This is a genomic window from Salinirussus salinus (assembly GCF_009831455.1).
In the GTDB taxonomy this organism is placed as follows: Archaea; Halobacteriota; Halobacteria; order Halobacteriales; family Haloarculaceae; genus Salinirussus; species Salinirussus salinus.
This window is the reverse complement of sequence record NZ_WOWO01000002.1, coordinates 1,114,696-1,128,649: the sequence shown is the minus strand read 5'-3', so window position 1 is coordinate 1,128,649 and position 13,954 is coordinate 1,114,696. Positions and strand designations below refer to the sequence as shown.

Genomic DNA, 13,954 nt, shown 5'->3' with positions numbered 1-13,954 from the left:
CCACCAGCGGGACGCGAGTGTCCTCCTCTCGGAGCGGGTAGACGGGTCCTACTCTCCGCCGTAAAGACCCGCTACTCGCGCCGGAGCCGACGGCAAACGCTTAACTGGCTCGTTTGACAAAGGAGGACAATGGCGAGCGAGTCGACGGAGACGGTGACGGTTCGGCTGCCGTCGGAGCTCGACAGCTGGCTCGACGAGCAGGCCCGGGAGCTGGAGGTGACCCGCGAGACGGTGCTGGTCCAGATGCTCGCTTCCTACCGCGCGACGGCCGAACTCGACGGCGACCTCGACGCCGCGGAGCTCGAAGTCGGCGCGCCCAGCGACGAGGAGGTCGCGGAGGTGGTCGACTCCCGGGTCGACCAGCGGCTCGGCGAGCAGCTTGACACGCGCGTCGAGGCGGCGGTCGACCAGCGGGTCGAGGAGGCCGTCGAGGCGTCGCTCTCCGGGGCTACCGAGGCTGTCGAGGGGCGGCTGAAGAGCCGCGTCGACAGCGTCGAACGGGAGTTCCAGGAGAAGATCGAGGACGTCCGCGAGCGGGTGATCCAGGTCAAACAGGAGGCCGACGCCAAGGCCCCTGCCGACCACGACCACGAGGAGTTCGAGCGCCTCGTCGCCCTCGGCAAGCAGGTCGACGACCTCGAGGAGGAGGTCGGGCACCTGACCGAGCGCCTCGACGCCACGATCCCCGAACAGGAGACGGCTGTCGAGGAGATAGAGGCGGACCTGGACACGGTCCAGGAACGGCTCCGAACGGTCGCCTGGGCGGTCAGGGACCTGCGGGACAGCGTGGAGGCGGAGACCGGACTGGACGCCGTCGAGCGCGTCAAGCGGGCGGCCGCCAAGGCCGACGTCGACCGCGCCAGATGCGAGAACTGCGGCAACGGCGTCGACATCGCGCTGCTGACCGACCCGCACTGTCCCCACTGCGAGGCGACCGTCACCGACGTCGAGGAGGCGAGCGGTTTCTTCTCCAAGCCGAAACTGCTCGTCGCCTCGCAGCTCGAATCCGGTGAGGAGCAATGAGCGAGGAACCGCCCGACAACGACGACCGGCGCGACGGCGAAGACCGGGAGCGGCTGTCGGACGGCGCGGACACGGCCGACAACACGGACCCGTTCGCCGACGTGGCGACCGACCGGGCGGGCGACCCCTTCGACGGGCTCGGAGCCCCGTCAGGCGGGCCGGCGGGGGCGGCCGACGACACCGGAGACGAGCCCGTCGGAACGCGCTCCGACGACGACCGGTCCGGCGACAGTGGCTCCACGGACGACGCGAGCGCGTGGCAGCCCCTGCCGGAAGTTTCCGAAGCCGATGAAGCACGCGAGGCGGACGACGGCGGGATATCCACCGCGAGCGGGGCCGGCGCGCTCGGCGGGACCGCGGGCCTGGAGCCGGACGAGGGGGTCGAGGACCCGTTCGGCGACCCGGACCCCCGCGGGGACCCTTTCGGGGACGAGGGGGTCTTCGAGCGACAGGAGGTCGGTGACGTCGACCCCGACGAGGTGTGGGAGGCCCTCGAAGCGACCGAGCAGGTCGGCGGCGAGGAGGGACGCCGCTACGCCGAGGTGTCGAAACACACCTACTGCGAGAACTGCGAGTGGTTCTCGGAGCCTCCGGAGGTCTCGTGTACCCGCGAGGGCACCGAGATCGTCGAGTTTCTGGATATGGAGACGGTCCGGCTCCTGAGCTGTCCGGTGGTCGAGGAGCGACGCGCCATTCGCGAGGACTGACCCGGGACGGCCCGGCCCCCGAAACCTCTTTAGGTCGTTCGGCCGACAGTGTGGGTATGCTTCACGCACGAGGGCCGCTTCTCACTGTGGACGTCGGCGAACGGACGGCCGAGCGGGTCGACATCTCCGACCTGCTCGCGGAGACGGTCGGGGGACGCGCGACCGCGACACACCTCGCCCACGACCGGATCCCCTTCGACGCCGACCCGTTCGGGCCGGAGAACCGGGCGTACGTCTCGACCGGGCCGCTCCAGCTCTCCCAGATGAGCTTCACCGGCCGGATGAACATGACCGCCCTCTCGCCGCTGACAGACGGGCTCGCCTCGACCAACGCCGGCGGCTACATGTCCCGCAACTTCGCGGACGCGGGGATCAGCGTCCTCGAACTCGCGGGTGCGAGCGACGAACTCCTGGCGGTCCACGTCACCGACGACGGCGTCGAATTCGAGGAAATCCCCGACCTCGAGGGCGCGGAGGTCTCGGCGGTCAGCGACTACATGGAGGCCGAACACGGCCTCGGACCGGAGCACTGCCTGGCGATCGGCCCGGCCGGCGAGAACCAGGTGCGGTTTGCGAGCGTGATGACCTTCGACTCCCGCGCGTTCGGGCGCGGCGGGCTGGGGGCGGTGCTCGGCTCGAAGAACGTCAAGTGTGTCACCTTCGAGGGTGACGCTCCGCCGCAGGTGGAGGTCCCCGCGGAGGCCGCAAGCGAGATCCACCGGGAGGCCGCCACCGCCGACGACATCATGAAACGGCAGGGCACCACTTCGGGAACGGAGTTCATCAACGACAACTTCTCGCTGCCGACCCGCTACTTCTCGGAGATGCACTTCGAGCACGCCGCGGACATCGGCGGCAACGCCGTCGAGGAGAAAAAGTACAAGAAAGGGTCGTGTTCGGCGTGTGCCTTCGCCTGCAAGCTCCCCACCCGCGACGAGGCGGAGGGCGTCGAGACGGAGGGGCCGGAGTTCGAGACGGTCTACTCCTTCGGCTCGAACCAGGGCGTCGGCGACATCGTCGACGTGATGAAGGCAAACGAGCTGTGTGACGAGCTGGGGATGGACACCATCTCCGCGGGCGTGACGGTCTCGGCGTATCTCGCCAGCGAGGACGAGTTCGGCAACGCCGAGCTGGCCCGCGAGGTCACGGAGAAGATCGCCCACCGCGAGGGGGTCGGCGACCTGCTCGCGGAGGGGGTCCACCGCGCACACGACGAGCTCGGCGTCGAGGACATGACGGTCAAGGGCATGGAGTTCGCCGCCCACGACGGGCGGGTGCTCCACGGCCTGGGCCTGCAGTACGCCGTCGCCAACCGCGGCGCCGACCACATGTTCGCGACCATGCAGTCCATCGAGTACCGCGGCGGGCTGGACCCGGAGGGCACCGAGGGGAAAGCCGAGACCGTCGTCGAGCAGGAGAACTTCTGTGCGTTCCGGGACTCCGGTGTCGTCTGTGCCTTCTCGGGCAGCTACATCGACGAGGAAGGGTTCGAGGCGCTGTTCGACGCCGACTACGAGGAGCTGCTGGAGGTCGGCGCGAGCGTCATCGAGCGCGAGCGACACTTCAACAACAAGCGCGGTCGGGACGCCGACGACGACCGTCTGCCCTACGATATCCCGGACCTCGAGTCCTCGGTCCGGGAGTACTACGAGCTCCGCGGGTACAACGACGACGGGACGGTCCCGGACGACCGGGTCACGTCGACCTCCACGCCGGCGCCGGCCGACGACTGACGTCCCCGCCCCCGGAGCCGGCCGTTTCCTCCCCGCTATCCGCCGTAAACGGCGGGGGTCATCCGGAGGACATCCCCCTCGGATAGTTCCGTCTCGGCGCCGTCGATGTGCTGGACGTGAGTGTCGTTGAGCGTCACCGCGACCTCGGAGACGACCTCCTCCCCGTCCAGGAGCCGCCCCTCGAGTCCCGGGTACGCGGCCTCGACCTCTGCGAGGAGTTCGCCGACCGTCGCCGCGTCAGTCCCCCTGGTCACGGTCTTCTCGCCGACCTCGTCGCGGAAGGGCCCGAAGAAGACACACTCGACTTGCATACCTCCCGGTCCGTCCGCAGTCGTCTTGTAGCTTGGTCCTCGCCGGCCGGGAACGAGAGCCGCGGGGTCTCCCGCATGACGCCGGGTATATACCGTCCGGACGATAAGCTAGGGGCAGGAGAGAGGTGGTCACAGCTATGGTCCAGTTCTGCGACGAGTGTGGCTCGATGATGCATTCGGACGGCGACGAGATGGTCTGTTCTTCCTGCGGGGCGACCGTCAGCAAGGACGAGGAGCGGGCGGCCGCCTTCGTCACGACCGACGAACAAAGCGGGGAGGAACTCGTCGAGACCGAGGAGGGGGCCAACTTCGAGGGCAAGCCGACTTCCGAGGACGTGACGTGTGCGGAGTGTGGCCACGGTGTGGCGTGGTACACGATCAAACAGACCGGCTCCGCCGACGAACCTCCAACCCGATTTTTCAAGTGCACGGAGTGTGGCAACCGCTGGCGCGAGTACAGCTGATACGGGCTGCTGTGCTGCTCTCGGGGTCGACCGCACGACGCCGTGCGGTTGACCCGGGGACTGCGTGCAGTAGGTACGGAAGTCTGCGAAGTGTGCCGCAACCGGTCGGATTAAGCAGCTCTTACCATGATCGGCGCGCATGGAGATCACACGTCGTCTCCTGTTGCAGGGGCTCGGTGCCGCGAGTGTCGTCGGGGCCGGGGGGTTCGCAGCCAGCGAAGTGCTGGGGCCGCGGTCGTGGCTGTACGACCCGTCCGCGCGGACGGAAGCACACAACATGTTCTTCCTGACCGCCGACGTCGCCTCGTTTCTCGAGAACCTGCCGTCGGCGTACCGCCAGCAGGTCACCGGTGGCGGGAGCGGCGGGATGACGGGCTCGCCGGTCAGCCCGACAGAGGTCGACGAGGTGGCGATGGTCACCGGCGGGAGCTTCGTCGGCGACACCGGGCTGCCGGTCGGGATGGGGACGGTCGCGATGAGCGGGGGCTTCCGGACGGCACCGTTCCGCGGTCTGGTGAGCTCGGCTCCCTCGGTCGAGTCGGCGGGGGAGGTCGGCGACTACGAGGTGTACACCGCAGAGACGAACGCGCTCCAGACCGCCGGCGTCGCGGATGTCACGGCTGGCGGGCCCGGTGGGGGCGACGACGGCTCCGCTGTAGCGACACAGCCCGCCGCGGTCGAGGAGACCGCCATCGGAATCAAGGCCGACGGCGGCGGCCTGGTCGCCGGCAGCACACTCGCCAGCGGCGACCTCCCGGCGACCGCCGCCGTCGAGCAGGCGATAGAGGCAAAACGGGGCAACGCCCCGCTGTTACGGGACGCGAACAAGTACACCGGGAACTACCAGTCCATCTTCGGGGACCACACGATGTACATGGGGGCCGTCTGGGACCCCGCCTTCGTCACGCTGATGGTCGCGGGGACGAGCCTGCTGCTCGAGAACCTCGGGGGGCCGGGCGGAGCCCTCGCCGAACTGTTCCAGCGGCTCTACGAGGACGCCCGGGCGGCCGGCGCCGGGGTGAACGTCGGGCCGGAGGAAACCGAGACTACTGTCGTGCTGACCTACGTGACGCCGGACGCTGCACGGCAGACCGGACTCGTCCAGCTGCTCGATGCCGGGTTCGGATATGCCGAGCGGAACCAGGGTTTCGGTCCCGGGATCCGCGACGTCGACGCGGACTACCAGGGCCCGAGTATCGTCCTCAACGTCGTCTCAGACACCCGGACGGCACTCTCCGGTGGCGCGGGTACCGGTGGGACCGACGGTGACAACCCGATCGGCGGGTCCTGACCTCCCTCCCGCCGCGACCGGAGCAACTCCCGGAGTGTGAAACGACCGCTGTAGCCTCCTGAAAGCACTTTATCCGCCCCCCGAAACGCCAGTCCATGAGACGACGACACCTGCTCGCGCTCTGTGGGGCCGGCCTCGCTGGCCTGGCTGGGTGCGCGTCCGGACAGCCGGCCGAACCCGCGAGCCCGAGCGACGACGCGCCCGGCGACGGGACTGGTGGCTCCGACGGGGACGACACGACCCCGACGCCGGACGGGTCGACTCCCAGCGGCTCGCTGGACGCGTCGGTCCTGGCGCTCCAGCCGGCCCTGGTCCACCTCGCAACCCCGGACTCGCTTGGCGTCTCCAGCGAGGCCGACACGCAGTACCTGTTCCTCTCGCTGTCGGTCACCGGAGGGGAGCCGCCGGCCCGTTCCGACCTCGCCTTCCGGTTCGACGGCGAGCACTACGACCCCATCGAGGCCGACGGCCCGACGGACCTCTGGCGGCTCTACGACGACGAGGGGGGACGCTACGACGCCGACAGCGGCGAGGGGTGGGTCTGCTTCCCGCTGCCCGCGACCGGCGCGCCCGAGGGGGCCGGACTGACGTGGTCTGACAACGTCTGGGTCCCATCGCCGGATGTCCGGGAGCGGCTGGCCGCCGGGTCGCCGCCGCTGTCCGTGTCCTGGTCGGTGCCGGACTCGGTCGAGGCGGGCGCGTCGCCGGCCGTCGAGGTCTCGGTCACCAACGGGGGGGACCGGGACGGCCGGTTCGTCGGGGCGCTGAACCGCTCCGGACCGCGGGTCGCGTACACCCCCGTCGCCTCCGTCTCCCGGCTGGTCCCGGCCGGCGGGACCGAGACGTGGACCCCCGGGACGCACGCGCTGGGCGAGCCGGGGGAGTGGTCGGAAACGGACGGCCCGACGGAGGCGACCTACCACCTGCACTGGCCCGGCGACCGGTCCCAGCGGACCGTCGAGGTCGCCCCGCAGGAGTGAGACGTGGGGCCGCCGACAGCCCAGGTCGTGTCTTTTATCCGCCTGACCGGGCGTAGGTCGCAGGTGTGACACCCCTCGAGATCGCCGTCCGCCTGGTGGCCGGACTGCTGCTCATCCTGGCAAACGGCTTCTTCGTCGCCATCGAATTCGCGCTGACACGCGCCCGGCAGTTCACCGAGGAGGAGTTCATCGACGGGGACGCCAGGCTCGAGCGCGCCTGGGAGATGACACAGGAACTCGAACTGTACCTGACGACCTGCCAGGTCGGGATCACTGCCTCGAGTATCGCCGTCGGGATCGTTGCCGAGCCGGCGCTGGCGGCGCTGTTCGAGCCGCTGTTTGCCGGCTCCTTCTTCGCGACGGTGGGAGCCGGGGCGCTGATCGCCTACCTGATCATCAATCTGGTCCACCTGACCCACGGCGAGCAGACGCCGACCTACCTGGGCGTCGAGCGCTCGCGGGTGGTCTGTCGGTACGGCGCGGCGCCGCTGCACTGGTTTTACGTGCTCATCTCGCCGGTGATCAAGCTCGGGGACGGCGTCGCGAAGTGGACGCTGCGGCTGTTCGGGGTCGAGATGACCGGCGCGTGGCTGGAGACCGAGGAGGACGTCATCGAGTCCCGCGCGGACCTGCGCAACCGGCTGGGGGAGGTCCTGGCGGAGGGCGACCTCCCCGAGGAGCGCCGCGAGGAGGTGATGAACGCCCTGGAGATCGGCGACCGGACCGTCGCTGACATCATGGTCGCCCGGGAGGAGGTCGTCGCGCTGTCGACCGACGACGACTGGGAGACCAACGCCGAGCGGATCCGGAACTCGCCACACGCCCGGTTCCCGCTGGTCGGCGAGAGTCTGGACGACGTCCGTGGCGTCGTCTACACGCCGGCGCTGTTCGTCGGAGCCGAAGACGGGGCGGTCGACCTGGAGTCGGTCGCCATTCCGACGATGACGGTCAGCCCGGACACCGCCGTCAGCGACCTCATCGACCAGTTCCAGGCCGAACGACAGGAGCTCGCGGTGGTGGTGAGAGGCGAGCGCGTGGTCGGCCTCGTCACGGCGACCGACGCCCTCGAGGAGATCACGGGCGAGCTCAGCGACCCGCTCGACGACCGCTTCGACCTCGACTCGGAGTACACCTGAAAGACGGTCGGTCCGCCGGCGGCCCGGCCACGGGGTCAGGCCACTGCCAGCCAGGCGACGAAGACCGCGAATCCGCCGACGAACGTGCTCGCGACGGCGTGGAGCCGGAGCCGGTCGAGCTGTGCGTGGGAGTGTTCCGACAGCGAACAGACCTCGTCGACCTCGCCGCCGACCTCACACGAGGGCAGGAAGTCCATCGCGACGTGCAGGAAGATGCCGGTGGCGAAGCCGAAGACGGCGGCGTTGAGCGCAGCGACCTCCGGGACGGGCAGGAGCGCGGCCGGGATGGCCGTCAGCCCGACGCCGGCCGCGGGCAACAGCAGCGCGGAGACCGGAAACTCGCCGGTCCGAAGCCGGTGAGCGGCGGCATAGCCGGCCGGCCCCTTGTGGGAGACGATCGCCAGCCCGAGCAACAGCCCGAGTTCGGGCATCGCCCCGTAGACGAGCCCGATGATCGCCCCCGCCGAGAGCGCGTGGGCGGATATCTGGGCGGCCGTCAGGTCCAGCCCCACGTCGACGTGGGCCAGCCGGTGGCCGATCACGTGGGCGGCGTACCCCAGCAGGAGGCCGGCGGCGACGCCGAACCCGCCGACCCGGGGCGAGAGCCCGATCGCCTGCGGCAACAGGAAGACTGCCGAGCTGGCGACCATCGCGCCGCTCGCCAGTCCGTACCCCCAGACGAGCCGCGTCGGGTACGACGTTGTCGCGCGCGCACCCGCGAGTGCGCCGGCCGCCATCGCCACGAAGGCGACCCACGCGATGACTGTCACCTTCTCCGCCCCTGCGGCGAGCCCGACCGCCGACAGCACCACGAGCATCACCGTCGCGACGAGCCCGAGCGGCGAGAGCCAGTCGAACGGATTATTAATCGAAGTGCGTTCGTTAATACTCATTACCGGGAACGAGACGGTGTTTCAGTATAAGGCTGTCGGTCGGTTCACCCGGTTCGGAGGCGAGTCGGCCGGGGTGACAAAACCTAAGCCGACGTGTGCCGAGGGGTCGCGTATGGCAGATTCCGAGCCACCGATGACGCGCTTTCCCGTTCCGGACGTAGAGGAGTTGCCCGCAGACCTGCAGGAGCGCATCGAGGAGGAGACCGAGGAAGCCGGATTCACGCCCAACGTCTTCCCGGCGATGGCCTACCGGCCACAGCAGGCCCGGGCCTTCTTCGACTACCACGACGCGCTGCTGGAGGAGACCGCGCTGGAGCGAGAGGAGATCGAGATGATCGTCGTCACGATCAGCGGGGTCAACGACTGCCTGTACTGCGTCGTCGCCCACGGAGCGCTGGTGCGGATCTACGCGCAGGCCCCGCGGCTGGCCGACCAGCTCGCGACCGACTACCGCAGCGCCGAGATCAACGAGAAACACCGCGCGATGCTCGACCTGGCTGTCAAACTGACCGAAGAGCCCGCCGCCGTCGAGGAGGACGACATCGAGAGGCTGCTCGACCACGGGTTCAGCCGCGAGGCCGTCTGGGACATCGGCGCCGTCACCAGCTTCTACAACCTCTCGAACCGGATGGCACACCTCACGGACATGCGTCCGAACGAGGAATTCTACACTATCGGACGGTAAGCATCCACAGCGGGCGCCCGTCTTCACACTCGGCTTCCGGAGGCGGTCCGACCTCACCCCTCCTACGGAGCCCGTAGTCGGGTTTGATAATCGCGCCGCAACCGGCCGGCGCGAGCTGCATGTCGCGAACTCCGGCGAGTTGGGCTTGTACCGCCGGTTTCGCTGGTCCGGGAAGCGCTCGATAAGGCAGTCGTCGGTCACCTAGTCCGGGGCCGGTACGCCATTTTCAAGGATAGAAACCGCTCGGCGGGGTTTATTTCGATCAGCCAGCCAGTAAAGAATATCTATGCCCCTCGCCCGAACGCCACCGAACCTGCCCGGTCGCTCGGACGACCGGGGCCAAGCGTCGGTCATCGGTATAGTGCTGCTCCTTGCACTGGTCATCGGGGGGTCGACAGTTATCGTCGCGCTCAGCGCCGGCTTCTTTCAGGAAACGGAATCCCGGCTGTCCGCTGCACAGTCGGAGAAAGTCCTCAAACTCGTCGATTCGAGGGCTGCTCTGGTCGCGCTGGGTGGCCCATCTACCGACACGGTGCGGCTGTCGGACGGAGGGACGGGGGAGTACCGGGTTGACGGGTCTGCCGGCTGGATGAACGTCACCGCCACCGACCGGTCGGGGACGGCGACGCGAGTGATGAATCTGACCCTGGGGAAAGTCGAGTACGAGACGGAGGCGGTGACTCTCGCTTACCAAGGCGGCGGGGTCTGGAAGAACGCCGACGGCGGCGGACAGATGGTCTCGCCGCCGGAGTTCAAATACCGCAACGGGACACTCACACTCCCGATGATCAACGTGACCGGCCAGGGGTCAGTGAGCGGGAGGGCGACGATCGAGGCTGTCGGCAACCGCCAGGTGTTCCCGAACCCCGGCAGTCCGGACCTGCGGAACCCGCTCCAGGACCAGCGGATCAACGTCACGGTCCAAAGCGAGTTCTACCGCGCGTGGGGGCAGTACTTCGAGCAGCGGACCAGCAGCGAGGTCCGCTACGTCCCGTCGCGGGATATCGTCCACGTGACGCTCGTGCCCCCGCCCCAGCCCGTCACGTTCGATTCGGCGGTCACCGCGAGCGGGAACCTGAGCATCAAGTCGGGTGCCTCCGGCGTGGACGGCAACATCACCTTGGGGGGAACGACGGATGACGAAGGCAAGATTACCGGGACGACCAGAGAGAACGTCGACGCGGTGTCGCAACTCACACCCGCAGCCGACAAGATCAGTGCCGCGCGCACACGCCTGCGAAACGAGAGCGCGCCGGGGAACTTCTCGACAGTGACTGCCGGCCAATACTTCGTCGACGACGATACGATATTCGGGACCCAAACCACGTTCGACACGACCGACGGGGACATCGTGGTCTTCGTCGACGGGGATGTCGACGCCGGCCCGGGGAGTAAGGGGGGCGCCAATCCGAAAGTGACGCTCCAGACGCACGCGAAACCCGGCGGTTCAAAACCACCTCAGGCTGGTGGGGGCGACAGCAGCGATGAAGGAGAAAGCGGGAGTAACAGCGGTGGCAACCCCTCTAATCCGGGTCAGGGGGGCAACGACGGCCAGGGTGGCGGAAACGACAATGACGAGGGTGACGACAGTGACAACGACGACGGTAGTGACGAGAACGGAAACGGCAACAGCAACGGAAAGGGGAACGGGAATGGAAACGGCAACACGGGGACGCCGGATCTGCAGATCGTCGGAGACGGAACCGTTCGCGTGTACGTGAACGGAACCTACGACATGACGGGACAGGCGGTGTGGGGTAGCCCGGACGAGACCGACTCGCTGGTCACCTACTCGCGGGACGTCGACCGGTTCACGAAGTACTACGGGGCGATATACACGGGTGCGGTCGAGGTCGCGGGCGGAGGGAAGTACTCGCCCAACGTCGAAGGTGCTGTCGTCTCGACGGCAGACGACGTCGAGATGACCGGCAACGCAAATATCGGGTACGACGATTCCCTGGACGACCGCGTTATCGAATCTGTCGAGACCGAGTTCGCGGAGGTCTCGTATCTCCACATCAGTGCAAACACTGTCAGGATAGCCGACTGACTGTCGACGACACTGCAGGTCCCGCGCTTCTTATGCTACTCGTTCTCCCCGTCGTCAGCGGCGGCTTCGAGGAGCAGTCCAGCCACGCCGGCAGCCGCCATTCCGACCCCGAGCGCCCGTAGCTGCCGGAGGTACCCGGGCCTGGGTTCGAGACCACCGGCATTCTCGTAGTTCTGCTCGACCAGCTTCGACCCGAGGCGGGCACTCAACCGCGGCGCGACGGCGGTTGCGAGCCCCTGTGCGACTGCTGCGACTGCGCCGAACTTCTGGCAGTTCGTTCTGTCGAACACGACCCACGATAGGGGCTGCACACCATTTAATGTTTCTTTCACCTTGCAATACTACTACCGCACTATCCCGCAAAATGCGTACTTTTCTCCTTAACCGCAATTGTTATTGTGCACAAAATACAATATTAGGTGTGACAGTGACAACGACAGACGCCACGGACGACTGGGCCCGACAGCTCGAAGAGGCGCGGGAGGCGAAAGCCGAGCACTTCCGGGAGTCGGCGCGCTCGCCGCTCCCCCGGGACATGCAGGGGGAATCGTTCCCCGGGCTCGACTACTACGAGGTCGACCCGGAATATCGCTTCGTCGTCTCGCTCGACGAACACGACGAGAAAGAGCAGGTCACCGTCGAGACCACGGCCGACGGCGAACAGACGTACCTGCGGTGGGGCGAGTTCCGGTTCCAGGTCGACGGCGAGGCGTACGTCCTGCAGGCGTACCGGCCGGACCGCGACGCCGACCGCTTCTGGGTGCCGTTCCGCGACGACACCAACGGCGAGGAGACCTACGACGCGGGGCGCTATCTCGACCTCGAACCGGCGACCCACCGGACCGAGGACGGCTGGATACTGGATTTCAACGAGGCGTACAACCCGACGTGTGCCTACAACTACGCCTACGAGTGTCCGCTGATCCCGATGGAAAACTGGCTGGACGTCCGTATCGAAGCCGGGGAGAAGGATTTCCCGGGAGAGCCGGCCGACCCTCACGACCACACGGGCCACTGACCGGGCGGCCACCCGGTCCCGGTAACCTCACCGCGACTGACCGGTGCGACAGTCGGCCGGTATGGGGAGGCCGGCGTCATCGAGCCGCGGCTCCGCCCGGGGTCGGTTGAGGGGACCAGTCCGCCGAACTCCGGCCGGCCGTAAGGAGTTTATAAATTTACCCGAGCGCGGCCGTCACAACTCCATGACGGGTGTGACCGGTCCGAACGTCGTCTGGGTCACCATCGACAGCATCCGGGCCGACCGGACGACCATGGGAGGGCACGCGCGGGACACGACCCCGAACATCCAGCGGATCGCCGACCGGCCTGCGGGGGAGTCCTTCGACACCTGTATCGCGCAGACTCGCTGGACGCCGGCGTCGACGGCCTCGATCCTCACCGGGACGTACCTCTCGACCCACCAGGTGGGGATCCAGTCGCCGGACGTCCGTCGGCTCCCGGAGTCGCTGAAAACGATGCCACAGTTGCTCTCGGAGGTCGGGTACGAGTCACTCGGCATCGGGACCAACCAGTACGTCTGCTCGGCGACGGGGATGGACCGGGGGTTCGACCGGTTCATGTTCCCGACGCTCAGGAACATTCATCGCACGGTCGGGGTCCGGGCAGTCGGTGACTACCTCAGAAACATCCGGCGGTACGGGCCGGGGCTGTCGACCGACGTGTCCCTCCACAACGGGTCGTCGATGGTGACCCACGCGGCCGAGCGGTGGCTCGGGTCCACCGCGCGGAGCGGCACCCCCTGCTTCCTGTATCTCCACTACAACGCCACACACTACCCCTACACCCCGCCGAAACACTTCCTGCGGCCGTACGCCGAGGAGACCGGCCAGTCGGTCGACGAGATCATTGACATATCACAGCGCGTCTTCGAGGACGTGTTCGGTCGCGTCGCCGACGGCCTCGACCTGTCGAGCGCCGAGATGGAGGCGATCGAAGCCGCCTACGACGCCGAACTCTCCTACATCGACGACCTCGTCGGCCGGCTGTTCGACTACGTCGAGGACGCCCTTCCCGGTGAAACGGTGTTCGTCGTGACCAGCGACCACGGCGAGACGTTCGGGGAGTACGGCTGGCTCGGCCACCACGTCCTCCTGACCGACGAGCTGCTCCACGTGCCGATGGTCACACACGGGCTCTCGGGCGTCTCCCACGCGAGCGACGGCCCGGTCCAGCACGTCGATTTCACGAGAACGATCCTCGAGCAGCTCGGGGCCGGAAGCCCCCAGCTCGAGGGGGTCAACCTCACCGAACAGCGCCGGGAGTACGCCTTCGCACAGCGGGGGTCGCGGGCGTCCGACCGGGAGAAGCTGCTCGACCGGAACGGCTCTTTCGACGTGAGTCAGTACCGCTGGGACGCGCTCAACAGCGTCCACGACGGCCGGTTCAAGCTCCTGACCGGCGAGGAGGGCGAGGAACTGTTCCTCCTTCCGGGTGAGGAGGAAGACGTGGCGGAACGCTACCCGCGCGTGGCCCGGCAGCTGTCCGAGCAGCTGGCCGCGAGCGGTCTGACTCTCCCGACCGACACCGGCGACGACGACCGGATGGAGGTCACTCCGGAGATGCGCGACCGCCTCGAACACATGGGGTATCTGTGAGCCCTGCTTCGGGAATGCTGAGGCCGACGGGCCGACACCTGCGAACCAGCGGGCGTCTTGACCGGG

The 13,954-nt window shown here is 67.9% G+C and carries 14 protein-coding genes and 1 pseudogene; 12 read left to right on the top strand and 3 right to left on the bottom strand.

The features are described 5' to 3' along the window. The first annotated feature begins 129 nt into the window (after positions 1–129). The 3 genes from GN153_RS09075 to GN153_RS09065 are packed head-to-tail and all read left to right on the top strand — an operon-like array spanning position 130 to position 3,463. The gene (locus tag GN153_RS09075; RefSeq protein WP_159901873.1) at positions 130–1,023 is read left to right on the top strand and encodes a hypothetical protein; all 894 of its coding nucleotides are present in this window, start codon (positions 130–132) and stop codon (positions 1,021–1,023) included. Then, on the top strand, positions 1,020–1,730 hold the full coding sequence (locus GN153_RS09070; protein WP_159901872.1) for a hypothetical protein: 711 nt from the start codon (positions 1,020–1,022) through the stop codon (positions 1,728–1,730). Before GN153_RS09075 ends, GN153_RS09070 begins: the two co-directional genes overlap by 4 nt. A gap of 56 nt (positions 1,731–1,786) precedes the next feature. Then, positions 1,787–3,463, top strand: a complete 1,677-nt coding sequence (locus GN153_RS09065; protein ID WP_159901871.1) for an aldehyde ferredoxin oxidoreductase family protein — start codon at positions 1,787–1,789, stop codon at positions 3,461–3,463. A 35-nt stretch (positions 3,464–3,498) separates the two neighbouring features. Here GN153_RS09065 and GN153_RS09060 read toward each other — a convergent pair whose 3' ends face one another. Beyond that, on the bottom strand, positions 3,499–3,774 hold the full coding sequence (locus GN153_RS09060; RefSeq protein ID WP_159901870.1) for a ubiquitin-like small modifier protein 1: 276 nt from the start codon (positions 3,772–3,774) through the stop codon (positions 3,499–3,501). Positions 3,775–3,911: 137 nt separating this feature from the next. Here GN153_RS09060 and GN153_RS09055 point away from each other — a divergent pair, with 137 nt between their 5' ends. The 4 genes from GN153_RS09055 to GN153_RS09040 all read left to right on the top strand — a co-directional run bounded on the left by GN153_RS09055 (position 3,912) and on the right by GN153_RS09040 (position 7,645). Further along, positions 3,912–4,238: a transcription factor S gene (locus GN153_RS09055; protein WP_159901869.1), complete on the top strand. Its 327-nt coding sequence runs from the start codon at positions 3,912–3,914 to the stop codon at positions 4,236–4,238. Positions 4,239–4,377: 139 nt separating this feature from the next. Further along, positions 4,378–5,529: a hypothetical protein gene (locus GN153_RS09050; protein WP_159901868.1), complete on the top strand. Its 1,152-nt coding sequence runs from the start codon at positions 4,378–4,380 to the stop codon at positions 5,527–5,529. A gap of 95 nt (positions 5,530–5,624) precedes the next feature. Continuing rightward, positions 5,625–6,509 carry a hypothetical protein gene (locus GN153_RS09045; protein WP_159901867.1) on the top strand — a complete coding sequence of 295 codons (885 nt, stop codon included), beginning with the start codon at positions 5,625–5,627 and terminating at the stop codon, positions 6,507–6,509. 65 nt (positions 6,510–6,574) lie between these two features. Next, entirely contained in the window at positions 6,575–7,645 is a 1,071-nt protein-coding gene (locus GN153_RS09040) for a CNNM domain-containing protein (RefSeq protein ID WP_159901865.1), read from the top strand. 35 nt (positions 7,646–7,680) lie between these two features. On the opposite strand, the gene GN153_RS09035 is transcribed toward GN153_RS09040, so the two are convergent. Beyond that, positions 7,681–8,538, bottom strand: a complete 858-nt coding sequence (locus tag GN153_RS09035) for a ZIP family metal transporter (protein WP_159901863.1) — start codon at positions 8,536–8,538, stop codon at positions 7,681–7,683. Between the two features lie 112 nt (positions 8,539–8,650). Here GN153_RS09035 and GN153_RS09030 point away from each other — a divergent pair, with 112 nt between their 5' ends. From GN153_RS09030 to GN153_RS17920, 3 genes and pseudogenes are all read left to right on the top strand, one after another. Beyond that, positions 8,651–9,223 (top strand): peroxidase-related enzyme, encoded by a 573-nt coding sequence (locus GN153_RS09030; RefSeq protein ID WP_159901861.1) that lies wholly within the window; start codon positions 8,651–8,653, stop codon positions 9,221–9,223. Positions 9,224–9,509: 286 nt separating this feature from the next. Then, a pseudogene (locus tag GN153_RS17925) lies at positions 9,510–10,592 on the top strand (DUF7289 family protein); the annotation flags it as partial. Next, positions 10,575–11,273, top strand: a complete 699-nt coding sequence (locus GN153_RS17920) for a DUF7305 domain-containing protein (protein ID WP_449329032.1) — start codon at positions 10,575–10,577, stop codon at positions 11,271–11,273. The pseudogene GN153_RS17925 and the gene GN153_RS17920, both read left to right, overlap by 18 nt. 35 nt (positions 11,274–11,308) lie before the next feature. Here GN153_RS17920 and GN153_RS09020 read toward each other — a convergent pair whose 3' ends face one another. Then, a complete protein-coding gene (locus tag GN153_RS09020; protein WP_159901857.1) occupies positions 11,309–11,563 on the bottom strand; it encodes a hypothetical protein in 255 nt (84 codons plus the stop codon). Between the two features lie 137 nt (positions 11,564–11,700). On the opposite strand from GN153_RS09020, the gene GN153_RS09015 reads away from it, so the two are divergent. Together GN153_RS09015 and GN153_RS09010 are read left to right on the top strand one after the other, a co-directional pair. Further along, entirely contained in the window at positions 11,701–12,291 is a 591-nt protein-coding gene (locus GN153_RS09015) for a DUF1684 domain-containing protein (RefSeq protein ID WP_236544778.1), read from the top strand. A gap of 184 nt (positions 12,292–12,475) precedes the next feature. After that, positions 12,476–13,888: a sulfatase gene (locus tag GN153_RS09010; RefSeq protein WP_159901853.1), complete on the top strand. Its 1,413-nt coding sequence runs from the start codon at positions 12,476–12,478 to the stop codon at positions 13,886–13,888. Positions 13,889–13,954 lie beyond the last annotated feature (66 nt).